Genomic DNA, 22,665 nt, shown 5'->3' with positions numbered 1-22,665 from the left:
CAGCCAGATAACCACAAAAAATCAGGCCTCCGGACACCAAGCCTGGGCAGCCTCCGCAAGGAGCGCCCAGACCTGCCGCCTCCCTTCACTCGTGGGTGTAGTCCAGCAGCGCGAGATATTCCTTGCGTTCGGCCTTGACCCACTGCTTGACGCCGATCTCGGACATGATGCTGGCCGACTGGCTGTTCATGGCCAGCAGGGAATCCTGCAGGCGGCTGATCATGTCCGCCGGCACGCCGGGGGCGGCCAGCACCGACCAGTTCACCACGGGCTGGGTTTCACCAATGACACGGCCCCCGCCCTCCTGCCATTTCCTGGCGATGGTCGGATTCACCGCACCCACCTCGGCAAGGCCTGCCGCCACCTGTGCCGACACGGAATCCTGATAGCGTGTGTAGGAAATATAGGGTTCGCGCACGTTCAGGCGGCGCATTTCGGCACGCGCGACCGCCACCGTGGCGGACGATTCGTCGGGCATCAGGATCTTCTTGCCGCTCAGTTGCCCGATGTTGTTGATGGGTGAGTTGTTCTTCACGATAAAGGCGGCCTGGTAGGGCTCGGGCCTGCGCACCAGGGGTTGGTAACCTCCATCGCGAACCAGCTTGGACAGCTGGTTGACGGATTTTCCGAACACCATGAGGGGCTTTTGCTCTGACGATGCCTGCCGCACGAAGTTCTGGATGTCGATGACGGGGTCAACCACCACCTGCTTGTTGCGGATCTGCCCTCCCAGGTAGTCGGCCAGCCCCCGGTAACGCAGGGCCAGCATCGAAATGCTGAGGTCTGCCGTAACCGCCTCATTGATCAGCAGCCTCCAGCGATCAACACCCGCCAGCTGGCCCGCCGCCTGCTGGCTCCAGCTGACCATGGGAAAGCCCTGCCAGGCCACGGCAACCGCGGTGCCCACCACACCGCGAAGAACCGCGCGGCGACCGGTAACTTGTGACAGCAACGGAGTATTCATTTGATCACCTTCAAAGGGTTAATTGCAGATTGCACGGTCTTCTTCGCTGCCTCGTCTTCCCATTGCCTGGCAGCTGTCAAGGTTGCCTTGAATGCCAGCGCACTCTCAAGCAGCCATTTCTTGTTGTCTTCCGAGAGCGCGTAGCTCAACCTGAACTCGTCCATCGGCATGCGGTCTTCCCGCACGGCCTTGATCAACCGGTCTACCTCTGCCGCGGCATGCGCGGGTGTAGACAGCAGCACCAGGCGGCTCATCTTGTCGGGGTTGTTGGGTACATGGCAGTTCACACATTGCGACTCGCGCATCTGCAGCGCCAGGTCACGGTAGCGTTTGTCTACGTTGCCCAGATGCGGGTTTTCCGGCCGGTACAAGCCGTCGAACAGCGTCACCGCCGGTTGGGTGTGGCCCTTGTCGTCAGTCCAGAGCCATGGGCCCTGGTATTTTTCATGCTGCACCGTCTGCACCGGTTGCAACAGCGGCGTGGGCGCCACGTCGGTGAACTGCGCTACCTTGATGGTTCCCGTTTCGGGGCTGATCCAGAGCATCATGCTGCGGGCGTTTTCGTACATCGACCACTTGGCCTCGTCGTGCCAGAACGGATAAGGAAACTGGCCCGGCGGCAGGCGGTTGCGAAAGGCCGCCTCAAGCCGCACCAGGAACATCTTCTCGTCGGCCACCCACTCCACGGTATGCCGGCCGTTGAACATGAAGAGCGGCGCATACATGCCGGTCCAGGCGTCAGGGGCGAACTGGGTCAGGTTGGTCTGGCGCAGGGTGGCGTTGTCCTTTTTGTTTTGCCGACCCCACAGCATGATGGGCGCCACATGTGCACGCAGCTGGCTCGGGCCGAACAGGGTTTGCCGGCACTGCGTGTAGGCATTGACGTCACCGGCCGGCGCCAGCGGGCAACTGCTGGCGAGCTCCGCGGCAATTTCAGCCGCTGCCTGTGCGATGTTGGGCGGTATCGCCCTTTTTTCCTGGGCTTGTACGCCGCAGGAAAATGCCAATATGGCGGCCAGCAGTCCGGCCCGCCATGGCGAAAGTGAAAGTGAAAACAGACGTGCTTGAATCAACGTACCCATTTTTTACTCCCTCGTGTAGTCCAACAAATCCAGGTAGTCCTTCCGTTCCGCTTTAGCCCAGGCCTTCACGCCCATCGAAGCCATCACTGCTGCGCTTTCCGAATTGGTGGCCAGCAGCGCGTCGCGCAGCTGCTGCACCATGTCCGCCGCCAGGCTGGGACTGGCAAGCACCGACCAGTTCACCACCGGCTGGGTTTCAGCCACCACGCGCCCGCCCTCTTCCACCCACTTTTTGGCAATGGTGGGATTGACCACGCCGATCTGGCCCATTCCGGACTTCACAAACTGCGCGACTTCCTCCTGGTAGCGAACGTGTGTCACGCGGATCTGCCCAAGCTTTTGCCGCCGCAGTTCCGCCAGGGCCACCGCACTGGTGGCGGCAGACTCGTCGGGCATGATGACCTTTGCATCAGCCGCATCCGCCAGGGTTTTAATGGGCGAATCCTTGGCCACGATGAAGGCCGCCTTATAAGGGTCAGCGCGCCGCACCACCGGCTGGTAGCCGTTGTCGCGCACCAGCTTGGCCAGCTGGTTGACGGACTTCCCGAAGACAAACTCCGGCTTGCTGGCGCCTTGGGCTACCGCCATGAAGCGCTTGATATCCACCATGGGCTCCACGACGATAGGCCGTCCCTTGAGCTGGACGCTGATGAAGTCGGCGGCAGGGCGATAACGGTTGGTCAGCAAAAAAGAGTTGGTGTCCCCCCCCACCGCTTCATTGATCAGCAGCCGCCAGTTCGCGCCACCTGCGGGTTTTTTAGCAGCAGAAGCAGCGGCTGCAGCCGAAACCTGGGCCCAGGCGTTACCCGGCCCACCCATACCCCCTGCGAGGGCGCCCAGGCCCAGGATTGACAACATCTGACGGCGAAGCTGCGAGGAAGGTGTTTTCATGAAAGCCTTGTTTTGGAAAGCCCGCTAACCCAGTACATCGTTGCTGGATGACTTCGGCTACTGCCCCAAGGCTTTGTCAAGGCTTCGGAACTGCATGGCCTTGCGGCTTAATCCTTGTCACCTACGCAAATACACTCTATGGACGGGCCGCAAAAATAGTCAAAGCCTGTTCATGGCGTCCGCCCTGTCAGGACTGACAGGTGAAACCTGCCATGGGCATGGGCGCGGCGGTGCCCGGCCCAAATCACCGGCAGCTGCCCCGCTCAAACGTAAACAGCTGTAACAGCTTCAGCCTTCCTCCAGAACTTCCTGGCGGCCAGGAACAGGAGGTGCCAGCGGCCACCTTTTTAATAGCTGCCTTTGGGCATCCTCCCGGCCAGGGCCGCTCAATGTGCGGAAAGCAGGCCAGCCGTACACCCAAAAATACGGAGGCCGATACATCACAAAATGCATCCTGTGAGTAATCCCAGTGTGCGAAAACTGACAGCACCTGAACGCGGCAGGTGTTGCTCTTAGGCCAATCCGCATCGCCCAGCGGCAAGACCCACCAGACACCTGAACTGCCGGGGCAATGCCAAAGTTCTACTCCGCAGCGTGGCAGGCATTGTTTTTGCTGTATCGTTTTGAGGTTCGCTTCGATTTCACGGCCACCGCGTTCTTATGCTGATTGCTGGCCTGCCGGTTTCCCCTTTTGCAACCCCTTCAAGAAAATCCCGCCATGAAAAATCGTGCACCTGCCGCATCTGCCTTTCCCAGCCTTGTAGCCAGGATGACCGGGGCGGTGATCGCCCTGGCGGCCCTGAACGCCCATGCGCAAAACACGCCGATCAAGTTCCAGCTCGACTGGCGCTTCGAAGGCCCGTCCGCCCTCTTCCTCACGCCGGTGGCCAAGGGGTACTTCAAGGCCAACAAGCTCGACGTGACGGTGGACGCCGGCAATGGCTCAGGCGGGGCGGTGACCCGTGTGGCCTCGGGCACCTACGACATGGGTTTTGCCGACATGGCCTCGGTGATGGAGTTTCACGCCAACAACCCGGACGCACCCAACAAGCCGGTAGGCGTGATGATGGTCTACAACAACACGCCGGCCTCCGTCATGGCGCTCAAAAAATCAGGCATCAAGACGCCCTCCGACCTGAACGGCAAAAAAATGGGCGCGCCGGTGTTTGACGCCGGCCGCCGCGCCTTCCCGATTTTTGCCAAGGCCAACAACATCACCGGCTTCCAGTGGACAGCCATGGACCCGCCGCTGCGCGAAACCATGCTGGCCCGCGGCGACGTGGACGCCATCACCGGCTTTACCTTCACCTCGCTGCTCAACCTGGAGGCGCGCGGCGTGAAGGCTGAAGACGTGGTGGTGCTGCCCTATGCCGACTTCGGCGTGAAGCACTACGGCAACGTGGTGATCGTCTCGCCCAAACTCATCAAGGAAAACCCGGCCGCCATCAAGGCGTTTTTGCAGGCCTTTACCAAGGGCGTGAAAGACGTGGTGGCCGACCCGGCCGCCGCCATCGAATTCGTGAAAGCGCGCGACGGCATCATCAATGTGCCGCTGGAAGTGCGCCGCCTGCGCCTGGCCATCGACACCGTCGTCAACAGCCCCGACGCACGTGCCGAAGGCTTCGGCCAGGTCAAAGCGCCGCGCCTCTCGCTGATGGCCTCGCAGGTGTCGGACGCTTTCGGGACCAAGACCCGTGTCAACCCCGACGCAGTGTGGAACGGCTCCTTCCTGCCCACGGCAGCCGAGCTCAATGTGCTGCCGAAGAAATAAGTCCTGGCCTCAGGCTCTGTGCCTGGCGCCATGCCTGCCCGGATTGCTACACTTTTAATAGCTGCTTGCGCACATCCCGATTGGGCCAGCAGCCGTTTTCCTACCTAAAACATGCCCCTCGCCACCGCTGACAGCCCTTTTGTTGACTTCCGGGACGTCTGGCTTGCCTACAACGACGAGCTGTTGGCGCGCAAACAGTTTTCCGTTGAAGCCATCGATCTGCAGGTGCGCCAGGGCGAGTTCATTGCCATCGTCGGGCCCTCGGGCTGCGGCAAGTCCACTTTCATGAAGCTGGCCACCGGGCTGAAGATGCCGTCGGCCGGGAGCATCCTGATTGACGGACGGCCAGTGACAGGGCCCCTGAAGATTTCCGGTATGGCCTTCCAGGCGCCATCGCTGCTGCCCTGGCGCACCACCGTCGACAACGTGTTGCTGCCGCTTGAGATTGTCGAGCCTTATCGCAGCCAGTTCAAGGCCAGGCGCAAGGAGTTTGAAGAGCGGGCGCGCAAGCTGCTGCAGAAGGTGGGCCTGGCAGGCTATGAAGACAAATTCCCCTGGCAGCTGTCTGGGGGCATGCAGCAGCGCGCCAGCATCTGCCGCGCGCTGATCCACGAGCCCAAAATGCTGCTGCTCGACGAGCCCTTCGGCGCGCTCGATGCCTTCACGCGTGAAGAGCTCTGGTGCATCCTGCGCGACCTCTGGACCGAGCAGCGCTTCAACGTGATCCTGGTCACGCATGATTTGCGCGAGTCGGTGTTCCTGGCCGACACCGTCTATGTGATGAGCAAAAGCCCGGGACGCTTTGTCGTGCGGCGCGAGATTGAACTGCCGCGTCCGCGCGACCTGGAAGTCACTTACACCCGCGAGTTCAGCGACATCGTGCATGAGCTGCGCGGCCACATCGGCGCGGTGCGCGGCGGAGCCGCCGTATGAACATGAACAACAAACAGCTCGAACGCTGGGCGCCATGGGTGTTACTGGCAGCCGTGGTGGCGCTGTGGCAGGCGGTGTGCGCCGGTTTCTCGGTGCCGGAGTTCATCTTTCCCGCGCCGCTGGCCATTGCCCAGGCCATGCACGAATTCGCGGGCCCGATTGCCGAAGCCGCCTGGAAAACCTTCTGGGTCACGATGGTGGGTTTCGGCCTGTCCATCGTGGTCGGCGTATTGCTGGGCTTTCTGGTGGGCTCGTCGCGGCTGGCCTATGCCGCGGTCTATCCGCTGCTGGTGGCTTTCAACGCGGTGCCCAAGGCCGCGATTGTTCCCATCCTCATCGTCTGGTTCGGCATCGGCGTGGGCCCCGGCATCCTCACGGCTTTCCTGATCTCGTTTTTCCCCATCACCGTGAACATGGCCACGGGCCTGGCCACGCTGGAGCCAGAGCTGGAAGACGTGCTGCGCGTGCTGGGCGCCAAACGCTGGGACGTGCTGGTCAAGGTCGGCCTGCCGCGCTCCATGCCCTTCTTCTTTGCCTCGCTCAAGGTCGCCATCACGCTGGCTTTTGTCGGCACGGTACTGGCTGAAATGACTGCGGGTGATTCAGGCATTGGCTACCTCATGCAAAGTGCCGGGTCGCAGCAACGGCTGGCGTTGGCTTTTGCCGGGTTGGTGGTGATTGGGGCGATGGCTATGGCGATGTATGAGTTGTTTAGCTATGTCGAGAAGCACACTACGGCGTGGGCGCATCGGGGGTCGCAGAACGGCTAAGGTATTGGTCGGGTCTTGCTCCGGCCTTTGCGCTCTTTGCTGAGGGCTGTTGGCCGGGGGTTGCCCGGCATGCAAGTAACTTTCTTTTGCTTCGCCAAAAGAAAGTCACCAAAGAAAAGGCGACCCTGGTTCCTGCGTTCCTTCGCTTCGCTGCGGGCAGCCTGGTGCTCGGTCCAGCCGGGGTCAAAAACAACTCGCTTCGCTCAAACGAGTTTTTGCCCCGATCCGTCTGGACCTCCGCTCCTCGGCGCATCCACAAGGGCCAATCGGGAACGGGGACCGAATACCAAAGACAAATACCAACCAGGACTCGCCAGGGCGAGTCCTGGTTTCTTCTGGTATTCCGGGTTTTGTCTTCGGTTGTTTGGTATTCCTGCCTCCACCCCCTTCTGTCTGCGCCGAGGAGCGCAGGTTCAGGCGGATCAGGGATCGCGATTGTCTGAGCCGAAGGCGAGTTCGAGCGAGACCCCGCCTGGACCGAGCACCACAGGTTGCCCGTAGCGAAGCGCAGGGACGCAGACAGCAGGGTCGCCTTTTCTTTTGCTTACTTTTCTTTTGGCGAAGCAAAAGAAAAGTGAGTAGCTGCCGGGCTACCCCCGGCCAACAGCCCTCAGCAAAACGCACAAAGGCCGGAGCAAGACCCGGCCTAAAGAAACCGCTCCAACAACCGCCGCGACCCCCGGTCCAGCGCCGTCATATCCCGCACGCTGTACTGCACCCCCTGGCTGCCTGCAATCAGCAGCCCCGTGCGCCCCAAACGGCGAATATCTTCTTCGCCCTTGAGCACAAAAGACGTCTCACCCCGGTCGGTCTCCACCGTCCACACACTGGGGGTGGCAAAGGTCGAAACGCTTTTCAGCCGCGTCACCTCGGGCACAAAGTCGCGCAGCGCCAGCTCTTCTTCCAGCAAGGTGCGTGCATCCGCCGGCAATGCCTGCAGGTTTTCCACCCAGGCAACCTCGTGCCCTTCGGTGTTGACCAGTGAAATGCCTTCATCGGGCGCGGCCAGGGGAAAGGCCCGCACCGGCACGACGCCAGCATGCTGCTGGCCACCGGCATCGACGAACACCAGCCGGCCCGACGCCGTGCGTTCCAGGGAAAATGAAGTGGAAGAGAAATGAGAAGAAGTTGTCATGTGCAATCCTTGGCTCACCGGTTGCCGGTGTGCTGCGCGGTGTGGGCCAGTTGCGAGGTGGCCAGTGCGATGCGGCTTTGCTCGACTTCCTCGCCGCCCTCTTCGCTGTCGACCTGCCGCGCCTGGGCTTCGTACAGCCGCCAGTAAGCACCCTGCTTCGCCATCAATTCGTCGTGCGGCCCCACTTCCACCACCTGGCCGCGGTCCATCACCACCAGGCGGTCGGCCTTGCGCAGCGTTGAAAGGCGGTGGGCAATGGCAATCGTGGTGCGGCCCTGCACCAGGTTGTCGAGGGCACGCTGGATTTCTTTTTCCGTTTCGGTGTCTACCGACGAGGTCGCTTCGTCGAGGATCAGAATGCGTGGGTTGATCAGCAAGGCACGCGCAATCGAGATGCGCTGGCGCTCACCGCCCGACAGCCCCTGGCCGCGCTCACCCACCAGCGAGTCGTAGCCCTGGGCCAGCCGCAAAATGAATTCATGCGCATGGGCGGCACGCGCGGCCGCGACGATTTCAGCGCGCGTGGCGCCCGGCTTGCCGTAGGCAATGTTTTCGGCAATCGTGCCGAAGAAAAGAAACGGTTCCTGCAGCACCAGGCCGATGTTGCGGCGGTAGTCGGCCACACCGAAGCGGCGGATGTCGGTGCCGTCCACGCTGATGGAGCCGTCGCTCACGTCGTAAAACCGGCAGATCAGGTTGACCAGCGTGCTTTTGCCCGAACCGCTGTGGCCCACCAGGCCGATCATTTCGCCGGGACGGATCTGCAGATCGAGCCCGCGAATGACCGAGCGGTTGCCGTAACGGAACCCGAGGTTCTTCATGTCGATGCGGCCTTCGAGCGCGCCAATCTTCACCGGGCTGGCCGTTTCGGGCACGTTGGAGACATGATCGAGGATGTCGAAAATGCGCTTGGCGCCGGCGGCGGCCTTTTGCGTGACGGAAACGATGCGGCTCATCGAATCGAGCCGGCCGTAAAAGCGGCCGATGTAGGCGATAAAAGCCGTCAGCACGCCGACCGTGATCTGCTGGCGCGACACCAGCCAGATGCCAAAAGCCCAGACCACCAGCAGGCCGACTTCTGTGAGCAATGAGACGGTGGGCGTGAACAGCGACCAGGTCTTGTTGAGCTTGTCGTTGACCGCCAGGTTGTGCTGGTTGACCTCACGAAAACGCTGGGCCTCACGCTTTTCCTGGGCAAAGGCCTTGACCACGCGGATGCCCGGAATCGTATCGGCCAGCACGTTGGTCACGTCCGACCAGACGCGGTCGATTTTTTCAAAACCGGTGCGCAGCTTGTCGCGCACCACATGGATCATCCAGCCGATAAACGGCAGCGGCAGCAGGGTCACCACGGCCAGCCAGGGGTTGATGGAAATGAGGATCACCGCGGTCATCACGATCATGAGCACATCGGTCGCGAAATCCAGCGCATGCAGCGACAAAAATACGCAGATGCGGTCGGTTTCCGAGCCGATGCGGGACATCAGGTCGCCGGTGCGCTTGCCGCCAAAGTAGTCCAGCGAGAGCTCCAGCAAGTGGTCGAAGGTGGCGGTGCGCAGGTCAGCGCCTATGCGCTCGGACACCAGTGCCAGCAAATAGGTACGCGCCCAGTTCAGCGCCCAGCCCAGCACGGCCGCGCCCAGCAGGCCACCCAGCAGCAATCCCACCTTCCAGGGCTCAATCTTCTGGCCGTTCTGGAACGGTATCAGGATGTCGTCCATCAACGGAATCGTGAGGTAAGGCGGCACCAGCGTGGCGGCGGTGGAGGCCAAAGTCAGCAAAAAACCGGCCAGTAGCTGGTAGCGGTACGGATCGGCAAACCGCCACAGGCGCAGCAGCACCCAGGTGGAAGGCGGCGTGTGCAACTCGCGTGCGCAGGCCGGGCACTCTTCGCTGTCAGGCGGCAGCGGCAGGTCGCACTCGGGGCACAGGGCTGTGTCCTCGGCCAGTGCCGTGGCATCGCCCGCCGCCGGGGCCTGCTGCTGGGCAAACAGGCGCACCAGGCGCAGGGCCTGCACATTGGCACCCAGGGTAAACCGCCAGCTGGCCAGCCGCCGGCCCGCTTCATGCAGCTCCAGCGTACCCACGCCGGCATGGTCGAAATGGCGCAGTGAAAGCCCTTGCAATACGGTGCCGGCGGCGTCCGCCGTGGGCCAGCTGGCCCATACGCCTTCGGGGTTGCAGGCCAGCAGCCGGCGGTCCGTCAGGGCCAGCAGGCCCCGGGCGAAATGAAGTTGGTTATCCAGGTCAACCACCAGCGTGCACAAAACGTTCTCTTGGGTTGCAAGTTGTGAGCGAAGCCCTGCCAGAACAGGGTCGGTAGGGCTGGAGTCGTCTGCCGGGTGGTTGTGTTGCATTGTGTTGTGGAAAATCTTGGCGTCCCGCATCTGGCGCGGCAGGGTATTCGCAGGTTCTTCGTAGTTGTGCGAATAGGCCCGAAACAGGGATTTTCGCCGAATGCGGCCTGAAGCGACCGGTTTGACCATATCAACCCCCTGAAAATGACGGAACCATCAAAATCGACCCCTGGCGGCCATCGCCGAGACAAAAACAACAACATAACGAGACACAGGGACCCACCGAGACCTTGACAGGCCTCACACTGAAATCCATCGGCCAGGGCCGAGGCTTGCCCCCGGGGGTACCAAGGCCTAACCCTGCCGACAATTTTGCGAAAAATGAGCCCACAGGACGACATCAAGCTGCTGCGCATCAATTACCTGCGCGGCCCCAACATCTGGACCTATCGGCCCGTGCTGGAAGTCTGGCTGGACCTCGGCAGCCTCGAAGACTTCCCCTCCAACCTGTTACCGGGCTTCAATGACCGCCTGGTCGCCCTGCTGCCGGCCCTCGTCGAACACCACTGCGGCGTGGGCGAGCGCGGCGGCTTCATCCAGCGCCTGCTGGAAGGCACCTGGTCCGGCCATGTGCTGGAGCATGTGGTCATCGAGCTGCTGAACCTTTCCGACATGCCGACCGGCTTCGGCCAGACGCGCAGCACCTCCCAGCGCGGCGTTTACCGCATGGTGTTCCGCGCCCGCGACGAGCAGGTGGCCCGCACCGCGCTGGCCGAAGGCCACCGCCTGCTGATGGCCGCCATCAACGGCACAGACTACGGCCAGGCCGGCGTGCAGTCCGCCGTCGAGAAAATCCGGACCAAGGTGGACGACTGCTACCTCGGCCCCAGCACGGCCTCCATCGTGGCCGCGGCCACCGACCGCCGCATTCCCCATATCCGGCTGAACGACGGCAACCTGGTGCAACTGGGTTACGGCGCCAGCCAGCGCCGCATCTGGACGGCCGAAACCGACCTCACCAGCGCGATCGCCGAAGGCATCGCCCACGACAAGGACCTCACCAAAAGCCTGCTGGCCACCTGCGGCGTGCCGGTGCCTGAAGGCCAGATCGTCGGCACAGCCGAAGAAGCCTGGGAAGCGGCCGAAGACATCGGCCTGCCGGTGGTCGTCAAGCCGTCCGACGGCAACCATGGCCGGGGCGTGTCGCTGGACCTCAAAACGCGGGCCGAAGTCGAAGGTGCGTTCGAGGTTGCGGCCCGGCATGGCAGCGAAGTCATGGTCGAGCGCTTTGTACGCGGCAATGAGCACCGCCTGCTGGTGGTAGGCGGCCGTGTGGTCGCCGCCGCGCGCGGCGAGGCGGCCTGGGTCACCGGCGACGGCAGCTCGACCGTCTCGCAGCTGGTGGACGCACAGCTCAACACCGACCCGCGCCGCGGCGTCGGTGAAGACTTCCCGCTGGGCCGCATCAACACGGCGAGTGACGGCGCCATCATTCTTGATCTGCAGCGCCAAGGGCTGAGCCCCGAAGCCATACCGGCCGTGGGCCGCGAGGTGCTGATCCAGCGCAACGGCAATGTGGCCATCGACTGCACCGACCAGGTTCACCCTGACGTTGACCACATCGTGTCGCTGGCCGCCCGCGTGGTGGGCCTGGACATCGCCGGGGTCGATGTGGTGGCGCAAGACATCTCGCGCCCGCTGCACGAGCAAGGCGGCGCCATCGTTGAAGTGAACGCCGGCCCAGGCCTCCTCATGCACCTCAAGCCGGCCGAAGGCGCGCCGCGCCCGGTGGGCCGTGCCATCTGCGACCACCTTTTCCCCGCCACCGACTCCGACAGCCCTGACGGCCGCATTCCCATCGTCGGCATTGCCGGCTCCAGCGACAACCAGCGCGTGGCGCGTCTGGTGGCCTGGCTGCTGCACCTGTCGGGCCGGCACACCGGCCTGGCCTGCCAGGGTGGGTTGTTCCTGGACCAACGCTGTGTGGACGCATCCAACTGCGCCAACTGGGAAGCCGGCCAGCGCCTGCTGATCAACCGCGCCGTGCAGGCGGCCGTGTTTGAAAACGGCGCCGACACCATCTTGCGCACCGGCCTGCCCTATGACAAATGCCAGGTGGGTGTTGTTACCGACCTGGGCGGCGCCGAAGGCCTGGCCGAATTCGACATCACCGAAGCCGACCAGATGTACAAGGTCATGCGCTCGCAGGTCGATGTGGTGCTGCCCGGCGGCGCCGCCGTGCTCAATGCCGCAGATCCCCGCATCGCCGAAATGCAGGAGCTCTGCGACGGCGAAGTCATTTTCTACAGCACCGACCCCAAGGCCGAGGCCATTGCGGCGCATTGCGCCAAAGGCGGCCGTGCGCTCTACCTGCGCCAGGACCAGGTCGTGCTGGCCACCGGTGCCAGCGAGGCTTTTTTGCCGGGCCTCGGCAAGCTTGCCGCCTGGCGCGAACGCCGCGGACTGTCCGAGGGTGGACTGCTGGCCGCCGTGGGCGCCGCCTGGGCGCTGGGCATCCCCCTCAATTTGATAGGCGCCGGCATGGAAGCCTTTGAAACCACCCCTAAAACCGCCGGGAGTGCCGAGTAATGGAAGTGTCCCGTATCCGGGCCCTGCGCGGGCCCAACCTCTGGAGCCGCCACACGGCGCTCGAAGCCATCGTTGCCTGCACTGCGGTGGAGTGCAATATCACTGGTCTGCCAGGCTTTGAGCCGCGCGTGCGCTCGCTGTTCCCCGAGATGGGCGCCTTCCGGCAGACCGGCCACGCAGGCCCCGTCTCACTGGCCCATGTGCTTGAAGCCGCCGCGCTGGCGCTGCAGACGGCTGCCGGTTGCCCCCTCACTTTCAGCCATACCGCCTCTACTGTTGAAGCGGGCACCTACCAGGTCGTGGTCGAGTACAGCGAAGAAACCGTCGGCCGGCTGGCCTTCGAGCTGGCGCAAGCATTGATCCACGCCGCCCTGCGCGACACCGCCTTCGACCTGGACGTCGCGATTGCCCAACTGCGCGAACTCGACGAAGACGAGCGCCTCGGCCCCAGCACCGGCGCGATTGTCGACGCCGCCGTGGCACGCGGCATTCCCTACCGGCGCCTCACCAAAGGCAGCATGGTGCAGTTCGGCTGGGGCTCCAAACAGCGGCGCATCCAGGCCGCGGAAATCGACGCCACCAGCGCCGTGGCCGAATCCATCGCGCAAGACAAAGACCTCACAAAAAAACTGCTGCGCGCGGCCGGCGTTCCCGTGCCGCTGGGCCGCCCGGTCACCGATACGGACGATGCCTGGGCCGCGGCCCTGGAAGTGGGTTTGCCGGCAGTCGTGAAACCGCTGGACGGCAACCAGGGCAAGGGCGTCACCGTCAACATCACCACGCGCGAACACCTGGACACCGCCTGGAAGGCAGCCGCCGAATATGGCGAAGTGATGGTCGAAAAATTCCTGCCCGGCAGCGACTTCCGCCTGCTGGTGGTGGGGAACAAGCTGGTGGCCGCCTCGCGGCGTGAGCCGCCACAGGTCGTGGGCGACGGCCTGCACACCGTGCGTGAGCTGGTCGACATCGTCAACCAGGACCCCAAACGCGGCGAAGGCCATTCCACCTCGCTCACCAAAATCCGCTTCGACGACATCGCGGTGGCCCGCCTGGAAGCACAGGAGCTCACGCCCGAATCCATCCCCGCCAAAGGCCGGCGCGTCATCCTGCGCAACAACGCCAACCTGAGCACGGGCGGCACGGCGACCGACGTGACCGACGACGTACACCCGGCTGTAGCCGCCCGCGCCGTGGCTGCGGCTCAAATGGTCGGCCTGCACATCTGCGGCGTCGACGTGGTGTGCGAAAGCATGCTGCGCCCGCTGGAGACACAAAACGGCGGCGTCGTGGAAGTCAATGCCGCGCCAGGCCTGCGCATGCACCTGTCGCCCTCCTACGGCAAGGGCCGCGCCGTCGGCATCGCCATGATCGACGAGTTGTTCGGTCCCGGCGGAAATGACGGTAATAACGGCCGCGTGCCGGTGATTGCCGTCACCGGCACCAACGGCAAGACCACCACCACACGCCTGATTGCCCACCTGCTGGCCGCCGACGGCCTGCGCACCGGCATGACCAACACCGACGGCGTTTACATCAACGGGCGGCAAACCGACAGCGGCGACTGCAGCGGCCCCAAGAGTGCGCGCAACGTGCTCATGCACCCCGACGTCGATGCAGCCGTGTTCGAGATCGCCCGCGGCGGCGTGCTGCGCGAAGGCCTGGGCTTTGACCGTTGCGAAGTCGCCGTTGTCACCAACATCGGCAGCGGCGACCACCTGGGCCTGAACTACATCACCACGGTGGAAGATTTGGCCGTGCTCAAGCGCGTGATCGTGCAGAACGTCTCGACCACCGGCTACGCAGTGCTCAATGCCGCCGACCCCATCGTCGCCGACATGGCCGCCACCTGCCCCGGCAAGGTGATCTTTTTCGCTGCCGACCGGCACCACCCGCTGATGGCCACGCACCGCGCACAAGGCAAGCGCACCGTGTACGTCGACGGCGCCATGCTGGTCGCCGCCGAAGGCGCCTGGGTCGAACGCATCGCGCTGCAGGGCGTGCCCGTCACACGCGGCGGCACCATCAGTTTCCAGGTCGAGAACGTCATGGCCGCCGTCGCGGCCGCCTGGGGTGCCGGCATCAACTGGGACACCATCAAGCGCGGGCTTTCCAGCTTTGTGAACGACGCGCACAACGCGCCCGGCCGTTTCAACGTCATGGACTACAAAGGCGCCACGGTGATCGCCGACTACGGCCACAACCCTGACGCCATGCGCGCCCTGGTGGCGGCTGTTGACGCCATGCCGGCCACGCCAGGGCAGCGCCGCAGCGTGGTGATCAGCGGCGCCGGCGACCGCCGTGACAGCGACATCCGCGACCAGACCATCATCCTGGGCAGCGCGTTCGACGACGTCATCCTCTACCAGGACGCCGCCCAGCGCGGCCGCGCAGACGGTGAAGTCATGGGTCTGCTGCGCGAAGGCCTCGACAAAGCCCGCCGTACCAAACAGATTGACGAGATACGCGGCGAGTTTCTGGCCATCGACACCGCACTTTCGCGCCTGTCACCCGGTGACCTCTGCCTGATCCTGGTCGACCAGGTGCAGGAAGCGCTGGACCACCTGGCCGCGCGGGTGAAGGAAGCTAAAGAGAAAGTCACGAGCTGATCCCCCAGGCCTGCAGGCGGCAAAAGAGGAGCGAAAGGCGCCAGGGGCATCACCCTGCTGCCTTTCGCCGACTCCGAAGCCTTCCAAGCCTCCGAGAAGCCTGATAAACACAAAAAAATCGCTTCCAGAGCCCAAAATTTAAGCAAAAAGAGGCTACGGCGCATACAGAATCTGCGCGAGCAGCTCCTGAATTGATAGCAAAGCCAGGCTGCCTGCCCGCGTTAAACTTGCCCCATGACCTGGAACGCGACCCTCGCACTCGACTACACCCACCAGGCCGGCAAGACCCTTGCCCACTTTCGCCATAGCGGCCCCCTGCGCATCCTGCAAAGTCTTTACCCCGAAGGCGACGCGATTTGCCACAACGTCATCGTGCACCCGCCCGGCGGCCTGGTCGGCGGCGACACGCTGGACCTGGCCTTCAGCGCAGCACCCGGCACACACGGCCTCATCACCACGCCCGGCGCCACGCGCTTTTACCGCTCCGCCGGCGAGCCCGCCCTGCAGCGCACCCGCCTTGACCTGCAGGCCGGCGCCCGCATGGAATGGCTGCCGCTGGAGGCCATTTGCTACAACGGCTGCCTTGCCGAAAACCACCTCACCATGACGCTGGCGCCCGGCGCCGAACTGATCGGCTGGGACGTCACCGCCCTGGGCCTGCCCGCCGCCAGCCTGCCGTTCGAGAGCGGCAGCTTTCGCCAGCACATCGAAATGCCCGGCGTCTGGCTCGAGCGCGCGCGCATGGATGCCGAAGACACCTTGCTGATGAACAGCCCGCTCGGCATGGCCGGCAACCGCTGCCTCGCCTCACTTTTTTTTGTGGCCGGCAGCAAGCTCGAGCGCCATCGCCGCCAGCTGGCGCTGGACTGCGCACGTGAGGTGATGCAGGCCCACGCGCTGAGTGCCAGCGCCGGTGCGACCAGCCCCGACGGGCAGGTCGTCGTCGTCCGTGTGCTGTCGCCAGTGGTTGAACCTGCCATGGCCTTGCTCAAGCAGGTCTGGCAAGCCTGGCGCACACAGCTCTGGCAGCTGGCGCCCTCCACCCCGCGCATCTGGTCGATGTAGTTCTGCAGCTGCTCACGCAGGCTGTACAAAAAAACATCTTCAGAAAATTCGTTACGCCGGCCCCGCAGCTCAACGGGTTTTGTAGTCTTTAGTTAGCCGCGCGAGCCCCGGCCTCAACAGCCGCTGAAAGACCTGTCCTACAGGCGAATGGGCTTAGGGCACGGCTTACCCGGACCTTTTCCTTTCATGGCCGTTTCAGGTAGCGGCCCAGACTCCATTTATCGATATCCATCGAGTTTCGAACAAGGAGTTTGACCATGACCTCATCCCTGAATTTCCGCCTTGCGCGCACTGCTGCCTGTTTCGGCGCTGCCGCCCTGCTTTCCCTGGGTGCCGCGGCCCAGATTGCTTCCGGCACCACCGGGATCGACGCCACGGGTGACGCCAGGAGCGAAATGGCCGCCTGTAACAACGGCAAGACCCAGCAAGACCGGGCAACCTGTATCACTGAAGTCAAGAACGCCAACGCCGCCAAACGCGCCGGCAAGGTCGACAACGCCAATGGACAGTTTTCCGCCAATGCCTTGAAGCGCTGCGATGTCTTCAAGGGCGAAGACCAGGTCGCCTGCCAGGCCCGTATCGTGGGCTACGGCAAGGCTGATGGCAGCGTCGCCGGCGGCGGTGTCGTGCGCCAGGTAGAAACCGTTGTAGTGCCCCCGGGCGCCACCAACGTTCGCGTGCAGCCGCAGACCTCGACAGACATTGTGGTGATCCCGGCGCCCGTCGCCTCACCGCCGCAATAACCAGTTGCCACTCGCTCCGCCGGGGTTTGATGAATTCACCGGATGGAGCAGAAGCAAAGGTGGGCCGCTTGCGGCCCACTTCTTTTTTGTGTGCGTTTTATGGGCAGGTTTTCCACATCGCCGGTTTCTCCAGGCGACGCATATTTCATTCGCCGCCAAACACAGGTAATCCTCCCGTAAAGTCCACCCGGTCAACGGATTTCGCGTGCATGATGAGGGGGACTATCGCGCGTCCACTGCGGGACGCCGTCTCCATGCTCCCCCGGCCATTACCCGCCACGTCACCCGCCACGAAAGCATCCATGCAAAAACCCCAGAACACCTCGCCCGAGAAGCCACAACTGGCGCGAGCGCTCGAAAAAAACGATGCCGTGCAGGACACAGTGGAAAGATCCGCACAAGAACTGCTGCTGATCAACAAGGTCCTCGAAAAAGAAATTCCACCCGCGGTCAAAACAGGCGACGTTGCGATGGCGCTGGTAAAAACCGCGGAACTCGAAGACAAAATCCAGAGCTCCGCGGAAGAGCTGGCACACGTCAACGACCTGCTGGAACGGGAGATTGCGGAGCGTGCCGAACTGGAGAAAAAACTGCTGGCAGCCACAGCCGGTATCGCAGAAAAAGACACGCCCAACGCCACCGGCAGTTGAAAAAAACAGCGCCGACACCTTTGGTGCCGGTCTTGAGTCATGTCAAAGTGGACCGCTTGCGGCCCACTTTTTTTTAGCCTTCCTGCTTATCGGTTTGTGCGGATTTCAGCACCCCATCCGCCTTGAACATGGCCTTGATGCCGCGCACCGCCTGGCGGATGCGGGCCTCGTTTTCGATCAAGGCAAAGCGCACATGGTCGTCACCGTGGTCGCCAAAGCCGATGCCGGGTGACACGCACACCTTTGCCTTCTCCAGCAGCTGCTTGGCAAACTCCAGCGACCCCAGCTTGCGGTAAGCCTCGGGAATGCGCGCCCAGATATACATCGACGCCTTGGGGCAGTCCACCGGCCAGCCCGCTTCGGTCAGGCCCTTGTAGAGCACGTCGCGCCGCGCCTGGTATTGCGCGGCGATGTCCTTCACGCATTGCTGGTCGCCTTCCAGCGCGGCAATCGCCGCCACCTGCAGCGGGGTGAAGGTGCCGTAGTCGTGATAGCTCTTGATGCGCGCCAGTGCGGCCACCAGGTCGGGGTTGCCCACCATGAAGCCGACGCGCCAGCCCGCCATGTTGTAGCTTTTGGAGAGTGTAAAAAACTCCACCGCGATGTCTTTGGCGCCCGGCACCTGCATGATGGACGGCGCCTTCCAGCCGTCGAACACGATGTCGGCATAGGCCAGGTCGTGCACCACAAAAATGTCGTGCTTGCGCGCCAGTGCAATCACCTTCTCGAAAAACTCCAGCTCCACGCATTGCGCGGTGGGGTTGGACGGAAACCCCAGCACCATCATCTTGGGCTTGGGGTAGCTGCCGCGAATGGCTTTTTCCAGCTCGGCAAAAAAATCCGTGTCGGGTGTCAGCGGCACCGAGCGAATGTCGGCCCCCGCGATCACCGCGCCGTAAATGTGGATGGGATAGCTCGGGTCCGGGACCAGCACGGTGTCGCCGCGGTCCAGCGTGGCCAGCATCAGGTGGGCCAAACCCTCTTTGGAGCCGATGGTGACGATGGCCTCGGTGTCAGGGTCAATCGCCACCTGGTAACGGCTCTGGTACCAGTGCGCAATGGCGCGCCGCAGCCGCGGAATGCCCTTGCTGGCCGAATAGCCGTGCGTGTCGGGCCGCTGCGCGACCTCTGTGAGCTTGGCCACGACGTGCGCGGGCGTGGCCCCATCGGGGTTGCCCATGCTCATGTCGATGATGTCCTCGCCGCGCCGGCGCGCCGCGATTCTCAGCTCGGCCGTGATGTTAAAAACGTAGGGGGGAAGCCGGTCAATGCGCGCAAAACGGCGCTTGCCTGAAGAAGAGGCGGACATAAGAAACTTTCACGTAAGCGCCCGGAACCGTCCGAGCGACGTGGCTGGCAATGGGGCCAGCCGACGCCATGGTAACCGACAGGCAGGCCGCTTACAACCGGCGCCACCGCCATGGTCTACCATGCGGGGCTTGGCCGCCGGCACGGAGCCGGAAGGCATAAAAACAAGGGGAACCATGGACTCCGCAATGACCACCACCGAAACCTATTTGATCGCCATGGCGCTCATCTTCGCGGTGCCCTACCTGATCTGGCGGGTTCTCGGAACCGACTACTACGCGCCACTGGTGGTGGTGCAGATGATCGCCGGCATTTTGCTGGGCCCGGGCATCCTGGGCAAGGTCTACCCTGACTACTACGCCTTTGTCTTCAGCGCGCCGGTGGTGCAGTCGCTCAACGGCATTGCCTGGTGGGCCGTCATGGTGTTTGTCTGGATCGCCGGCATCGAGCTGGACCTCAAAAAGACCTGGGAACACCGGCGCGAAAGCGGCATCACCGCCGGCCTGGCGCTAAGCACACCGCTGGTGTTGGGCTGCGTCGTGGCCGCAGGCATGCTGATGTACCCAGGGTGGCTGGGCACGCAAGGCATGCCCTGGCAGTTTGTGGTGGGTGTCGGCATGGCCTGCGCCGTGACGGCGCTTCCCGTGCTGATCCTGCTGATGGACAAGCTCGCCATCCTGCGCCAACCGGTTGGCCAGCGCCTGATACGTTACGCGAGCCTGGACGACATCGCGATCTGGGGCGTGCTGGCGCTCATCCTGATGGACTGGAAACGCGTGGGCACCCAGGTCGGTTTCCTCGTGGCGTTCGGCGTCGTGAGCTACGCCTTCCGCAAGCTCATGGTGTGGCTGCCCGAGCGTGACCGCTGGTACGTCGGCTTGATCTGGCTGATCATCTGCGCCTTCGGCGCGGAATGGGCCGGGCTGGACTACATGATCGGGGCTTTCCTGGCCGGCGCCGTCATCGACGGTGAGTGGTTCGACCAGGAACACATGGACCTGCTGCGCCATCACGTGCTGCTGGTGATGATGCCGGTGTTTTTCCTCAGTGCGGGGCTGCGCACCAACTGGTCCGTCGGCGGAGAAGCCGTTTTTATCGCCGCGGCGGTGCTGCTGGTGGCCTCGGTCGGCGGCAAGTTGATGGGCACTTACATCGCAGGCAAAGTGCTGAAATGGGCGCCCGGTGAAGGCTCCATCATCGGCTGGCTGCTGCAGACCAAGGGCCTGATCATGATCATCTTTGTCAACATCCTGCTGGGCAAGAAAATCATCACCAACGAGACCTTCACCGCCCTGCTGCTGATGGCCATTGCCAGCACCATGCTGACAGTGCCGATGACGGCGCCCCGGCTTCAGCGCATGAAAGAGATCATCTCTCGCTCGAAGTAACCGGCGCAATCGGAGTAATTGGCCTTCTGGCAGCCTTCCAGCGGGCCAGCAGAAACTCCAGCGCCAAAACCAGCAGAAATCCGCAGGCATAGGCCAGCACGTCCATCCAGTCAGCCACCGAACCCAGCAGAATCTTCAGCACCCGGTTCTGCACGTGCCAGCCGTTGACGCTGGCCACATACTGGGCCAGCTCCACCAGGCAACCCACCGCAAACGCCACCAGCGCCAGGTTGCGGGTGTTGGCCTTGATCACGGTCTTGAGCAAAAGGTACACCCACACCACCGCCAGCACGTCACCGACAAAACCCCGCAGCCAGCGGTGGTGTGACCACACAGTCGCGATCAGCACTTCAATGATGAAGATGAAGACCGCCCAGAGTGCAGCCTCGCGGTCAAAGCGCAGCTTCACGCGGGAAACGCCTGTCTCAGTCGGGGACATGGATGCGCGCCTTCACATGCTTCAGGTTGGCCACGATGGTGAAGGTCATGACCACCAGCAGTGACCAGGAACTCCATTTGCCCACATGAACAAGGGACCAGGCGCCCAGCTGGTTGGGGTAGTGCCACAGGCTGAAGAACGTGCTGATGTTTTCAGCCACCCAGATAAAGAAGCCGATCAGCAAAAAAGCCAGCAGCAAGGGCATGCTCCGGTCCCGGTCATAGGGCCGGAAGATCACCGTGGACCTGGCGTACAAGCCGCCCAGGCAGGCGGCGATGTACCAGCGGTAGTCGGCCCAAAAGTGGTGCGCGAAAAAGTTGCCATAGATCAGCAATGCAATCACCACGCCCATCCAGTAAGGCGGGTGATGCCGGATGCGCAGGTCAAACAATCGCCACGCCTGGATGATGTAGCTGCCCACCGCCGCATACATGAAGCCGGAAAACAGCGGCACGCCAAACACCTTGGTATAGGCAAAGTCCGGGTAGCTCCAGGACTGGATGGACCCGGAAGTCTTGAAGACTTCCAGCGCAAACCCCACCACGTGAAAGAGGCAGATGGCCTTCAGCTCATCCAGGGTTTCCAGCTTGGCCAGCACCATCCAGCCTTGAATCAGCAGCGCTATCAAAAGCAGCAGGTCGTAGCGCGGAACACCGGCCACGCCTGCCCGCGGCACAAGGAACACCGCTGCAAAGAACAGCCCGGCAAAGAGGCAGGCCCTGGCTTCCTTGAGGCCGAAGCAGCCAAACTCCACCAAAAAGCGGCGAAAGCCCGACAGGCCCGCATGAGATTTCGTCTGGATCAGCCAGTTGTCCAACGCAAGCAACGCCATCGGCATCTACCTTTTTTTGATTGTTTTTTGCCGGTTTGTTTCGGCGACCGCTGCGATTCTACGTTCGCGGAACTGATACGAATATCGGCATGCCTGCAGGCACAAAAAAGCCCGGACAAACCGGGCTTTGACGCAAGGCGACGACAGGCACCCTGCTTAAATCGCCACCAGCTGCCGCACGCCGTTGGTTTCCATGTCCTTGCCCTGGCCGCGCGCAATGAATTCGCCGCGCTCCATCACCAGGTAGTCGTCGGCCAGTTCCTGCGCGAAGTCGTAGTACTGCTCCACCAGCAAGATGGCCATGTCACCGCGATCGGCCAGCATGCGGATCACGCGGCCGATGTCCTTGATGATGCTGGGCTGAATGCCCTCGGTTGGCTCGTCAAGAATCAACAGCTTGGGCTTGGCCGCCAGTGCACGCGCAATGGCCAGCTGTTGCTGCTGCCCACCCGACAAGTCACCACCGCGCCGGTTCAGCATTTGCTTGAGCACCGGAAACAGCTCATACAGCTCGGCAGGAATCGGCGTGCTCGCGCTTTTGTAGGCCAGGCCCATGCGCAGGTTTTCTTCCACCGTGAGGCGTGCAAAAATCTCGCGGCCCTGGGGCACAAAGCCGATGCCTGCGCGGGCGCGCTCATACGGCGTGTTGCCCTGGACAGGTTTGCCGTCGAATTCAATCGTGCCGGTCTTGATGGGGATCAGGCCCATCAGTGATTTGAGCAACGTGGTCTTGCCCACGCCGTTGCGGCCCAGCAGCACCGTAACCTTGCCCAGGTGAGCGTCCAGGCTCACGTCCCGCAGGATGTGGGAGCCGCCGTAGTATTGGTTGATGTTTTTGGCTATGAGCATTTGGATTTCCTTACTCTGCCGAAGGCTGGGTTTTGTCGAACGAGCGCGTCCTGCTGAGGGTAGCTGGCCGGGGGTTGCCCGGCATGCAAGTAACTTTCTTTTGCTTCGCCAAAAGAAAGTCACCAAAGAAAAGGCGACCCTGGTTCCTGCGTCCCCTTCGCTGCGCTACCGGGCAACCTGCGGTGCTCGGTTCAGGCGGGGTCTCGCTCGAACTCGCCTTCGGCTCAGACAATCGCGATCCCTGATCCGCCTGAACCTGCGCTCCTCGGCGCATCCACAAGGGGCAATCGGGAGCGGGGACCAATACCAACAAGGACACGCCATGGCGTGTCCTTGTTTCTTCAAGTGTTCGG

Annotated in this window: 18 protein-coding genes; 9 read left to right on the top strand and 9 right to left on the bottom strand. The window is 62.9% G+C overall.

The window, feature by feature from the left end:
* Positions 1–85: 85 nt before the first annotated feature.
* The 3 genes from AC1D13_RS05880 to AC1D13_RS05870 are packed head-to-tail and all read right to left on the bottom strand — an operon-like array spanning position 86 to position 2,937.
* On the bottom strand, positions 86–964 hold the full coding sequence (locus AC1D13_RS05880) for a phosphate/phosphite/phosphonate ABC transporter substrate-binding protein (protein WP_477689159.1): 879 nt from the start codon (positions 962–964) through the stop codon (positions 86–88).
* A complete protein-coding gene (locus AC1D13_RS05875; protein ID WP_457279816.1) occupies positions 961–2,046 on the bottom strand; it encodes a hypothetical protein in 1,086 nt (361 codons plus the stop codon). The genes AC1D13_RS05880 and AC1D13_RS05875 overlap by 4 nt, the downstream gene beginning before the upstream one ends.
* 3 nt (positions 2,047–2,049) lie before the next feature.
* A complete protein-coding gene (locus AC1D13_RS05870) occupies positions 2,050–2,937 on the bottom strand; it encodes a phosphate/phosphite/phosphonate ABC transporter substrate-binding protein (protein ID WP_477689158.1) in 888 nt (295 codons plus the stop codon).
* Positions 2,938–3,706: 769 nt separating this feature from the next.
* Here AC1D13_RS05870 and AC1D13_RS05865 point away from each other — a divergent pair.
* The 3 genes from AC1D13_RS05865 (at position 3,707) to AC1D13_RS05855 (ending at position 6,411) form a co-directional block, all read left to right on the top strand.
* Entirely contained in the window at positions 3,707–4,708 is a 1,002-nt protein-coding gene (locus AC1D13_RS05865; protein ID WP_457280953.1) for an ABC transporter substrate-binding protein, read from the top strand.
* Positions 4,709–4,819: 111 nt separating this feature from the next.
* Positions 4,820–5,641, top strand: a complete 822-nt coding sequence (locus tag AC1D13_RS05860) for an ABC transporter ATP-binding protein (protein ID WP_457279814.1) — start codon at positions 4,820–4,822, stop codon at positions 5,639–5,641.
* A gap of 2 nt (positions 5,642–5,643) precedes the next feature.
* Positions 5,644–6,411 (top strand): ABC transporter permease, encoded by a 768-nt coding sequence (locus AC1D13_RS05855; RefSeq protein WP_457280952.1) that lies wholly within the window; start codon positions 5,644–5,646, stop codon positions 6,409–6,411.
* Between the two features lie 646 nt (positions 6,412–7,057).
* Here AC1D13_RS05855 and AC1D13_RS05850 read toward each other — a convergent pair.
* Complete coding sequence (locus AC1D13_RS05850) at positions 7,058–7,546, bottom strand: cyanophycin metabolism-associated DUF1854 family protein (protein WP_457282094.1); 489 nt, start codon at positions 7,544–7,546, stop codon at positions 7,058–7,060.
* Positions 7,547–7,560: 14 nt separating this feature from the next.
* On the bottom strand, positions 7,561–9,903 hold the full coding sequence (locus tag AC1D13_RS05845) for a cyanophycin metabolism-associated ABC transporter (protein ID WP_457282267.1): 2,343 nt from the start codon (positions 9,901–9,903) through the stop codon (positions 7,561–7,563).
* Between the two features lie 321 nt (positions 9,904–10,224).
* On the opposite strand from AC1D13_RS05845, the gene AC1D13_RS05840 reads away from it, so the two are divergent.
* The 5 genes from AC1D13_RS05840 (at position 10,225) to AC1D13_RS05820 (ending at position 17,496) form a co-directional block, all read left to right on the top strand.
* Positions 10,225–12,432 (top strand): cyanophycin synthetase, encoded by a 2,208-nt coding sequence (locus AC1D13_RS05840; protein WP_477689157.1) that lies wholly within the window; start codon positions 10,225–10,227, stop codon positions 12,430–12,432.
* The gene (gene cphA, locus AC1D13_RS05835) at positions 12,432–15,038 is read left to right on the top strand and encodes a cyanophycin synthetase (protein ID WP_477689156.1); all 2,607 of its coding nucleotides are present in this window, start codon (positions 12,432–12,434) and stop codon (positions 15,036–15,038) included. The genes AC1D13_RS05840 and cphA overlap by 1 nt, the downstream gene beginning before the upstream one ends.
* A gap of 234 nt (positions 15,039–15,272) precedes the next feature.
* Entirely contained in the window at positions 15,273–16,103 is an 831-nt protein-coding gene (locus AC1D13_RS05830) for an urease accessory protein UreD (RefSeq protein WP_477689155.1), read from the top strand.
* 257 nt (positions 16,104–16,360) lie between these two features.
* A complete protein-coding gene (locus AC1D13_RS05825) occupies positions 16,361–16,846 on the top strand; it encodes a hypothetical protein (protein WP_457282098.1) in 486 nt (161 codons plus the stop codon).
* 302 nt (positions 16,847–17,148) lie between these two features.
* Positions 17,149–17,496 carry a hypothetical protein gene (locus tag AC1D13_RS05820; protein WP_457282099.1) on the top strand — a complete coding sequence of 116 codons (348 nt, stop codon included), beginning with the start codon at positions 17,149–17,151 and terminating at the stop codon, positions 17,494–17,496.
* A gap of 73 nt (positions 17,497–17,569) precedes the next feature.
* Here the strand turns inward: AC1D13_RS05820 and alaC are convergent, their stop codons facing one another.
* Positions 17,570–18,805: an alanine transaminase gene (gene alaC / locus AC1D13_RS05815; protein ID WP_477689154.1), complete on the bottom strand. Its 1,236-nt coding sequence runs from the start codon at positions 18,803–18,805 to the stop codon at positions 17,570–17,572.
* 175 nt (positions 18,806–18,980) lie between these two features.
* Here alaC and AC1D13_RS05810 point away from each other — a divergent pair, with 175 nt between their 5' ends.
* Positions 18,981–20,192: a cation:proton antiporter gene (locus tag AC1D13_RS05810; RefSeq protein ID WP_477689153.1), complete on the top strand. Its 1,212-nt coding sequence runs from the start codon at positions 18,981–18,983 to the stop codon at positions 20,190–20,192.
* Here AC1D13_RS05810 and AC1D13_RS05805 read toward each other — a convergent pair.
* From AC1D13_RS05805 to urtE, 3 genes are all read right to left on the bottom strand, one after another.
* On the bottom strand, positions 20,173–20,631 hold the full coding sequence (locus AC1D13_RS05805) for a ribosomal maturation YjgA family protein (protein WP_477689152.1): 459 nt from the start codon (positions 20,629–20,631) through the stop codon (positions 20,173–20,175). The genes AC1D13_RS05810 and AC1D13_RS05805 overlap by 20 nt on opposite strands.
* Positions 20,618–21,463, bottom strand: coding sequence for a DUF817 domain-containing protein (locus AC1D13_RS05800; RefSeq protein ID WP_477689151.1), 846 nt, complete (start codon positions 21,461–21,463; stop codon positions 20,618–20,620). Before AC1D13_RS05800 ends, AC1D13_RS05805 begins: the two co-directional genes overlap by 14 nt.
* A gap of 156 nt (positions 21,464–21,619) precedes the next feature.
* Entirely contained in the window at positions 21,620–22,312 is a 693-nt protein-coding gene (urtE, locus tag AC1D13_RS05795; protein ID WP_477665482.1) for an urea ABC transporter ATP-binding subunit UrtE, read from the bottom strand.
* Between the last annotated feature and the right edge of the window lie 353 nt (positions 22,313–22,665).

It is taken from the genome of Polaromonas sp. P1_E12, assembly GCF_056405975.1.
The sequence above is the reverse complement of the archived record's forward strand: the minus strand, read 5'-3'. Positions and strand labels throughout refer to the sequence as shown.

Coding starts and splice junctions, on each gene's coding strand:
- AC1D13_RS05860 (WP_457279814.1), top strand. CDS start 4,820: ATGCCCCTCGCCACCGCTGACAGCCCTTTTGTTGACTTCCGGGACGTC.
- AC1D13_RS05810 (WP_477689153.1), top strand. CDS start 18,981: ATGGACTCCGCAATGACCACCACCGAAACCTATTTGATCGCCATGGCG.
- AC1D13_RS05825 (WP_457282098.1), top strand. CDS start 16,361: ATGACCTCATCCCTGAATTTCCGCCTTGCGCGCACTGCTGCCTGTTTC.
- AC1D13_RS05805 (WP_477689152.1), bottom strand. CDS start 20,631: ATGTCCCCGACTGAGACAGGCGTTTCCCGCGTGAAGCTGCGCTTTGAC.
- urtE (WP_477665482.1), bottom strand. CDS start 22,312: ATGCTCATAGCCAAAAACATCAACCAATACTACGGCGGCTCCCACATC.
- AC1D13_RS05855 (WP_457280952.1), top strand. CDS start 5,644: ATGAACAACAAACAGCTCGAACGCTGGGCGCCATGGGTGTTACTGGCA.
- AC1D13_RS05880 (WP_477689159.1), bottom strand. CDS start 964: ATGAATACTCCGTTGCTGTCACAAGTTACCGGTCGCCGCGCGGTTCTT.
- AC1D13_RS05875 (WP_457279816.1), bottom strand. CDS start 2,046: ATGGGTACGTTGATTCAAGCACGTCTGTTTTCACTTTCACTTTCGCCA.
- AC1D13_RS05865 (WP_457280953.1), top strand. CDS start 3,707: ATGACCGGGGCGGTGATCGCCCTGGCGGCCCTGAACGCCCATGCGCAA.
- AC1D13_RS05820 (WP_457282099.1), top strand. CDS start 17,149: ATGCAAAAACCCCAGAACACCTCGCCCGAGAAGCCACAACTGGCGCGA.
- AC1D13_RS05850 (WP_457282094.1), bottom strand. CDS start 7,546: ATGACAACTTCTTCTCATTTCTCTTCCACTTCATTTTCCCTGGAACGC.
- AC1D13_RS05845 (WP_457282267.1), bottom strand. CDS start 9,903: ATGCAACACAACCACCCGGCAGACGACTCCAGCCCTACCGACCCTGTT.
- AC1D13_RS05830 (WP_477689155.1), top strand. CDS start 15,273: ATGACCTGGAACGCGACCCTCGCACTCGACTACACCCACCAGGCCGGC.
- AC1D13_RS05840 (WP_477689157.1), top strand. CDS start 10,225: ATGAGCCCACAGGACGACATCAAGCTGCTGCGCATCAATTACCTGCGC.
- alaC (WP_477689154.1), bottom strand. CDS start 18,805: ATGTCCGCCTCTTCTTCAGGCAAGCGCCGTTTTGCGCGCATTGACCGG.
- AC1D13_RS05870 (WP_477689158.1), bottom strand. CDS start 2,937: ATGAAAACACCTTCCTCGCAGCTTCGCCGTCAGATGTTGTCAATCCTG.
- cphA (WP_477689156.1), top strand. CDS start 12,432: ATGGAAGTGTCCCGTATCCGGGCCCTGCGCGGGCCCAACCTCTGGAGC.
- AC1D13_RS05800 (WP_477689151.1), bottom strand. CDS start 21,463: ATGGCGTTGCTTGCGTTGGACAACTGGCTGATCCAGACGAAATCTCAT.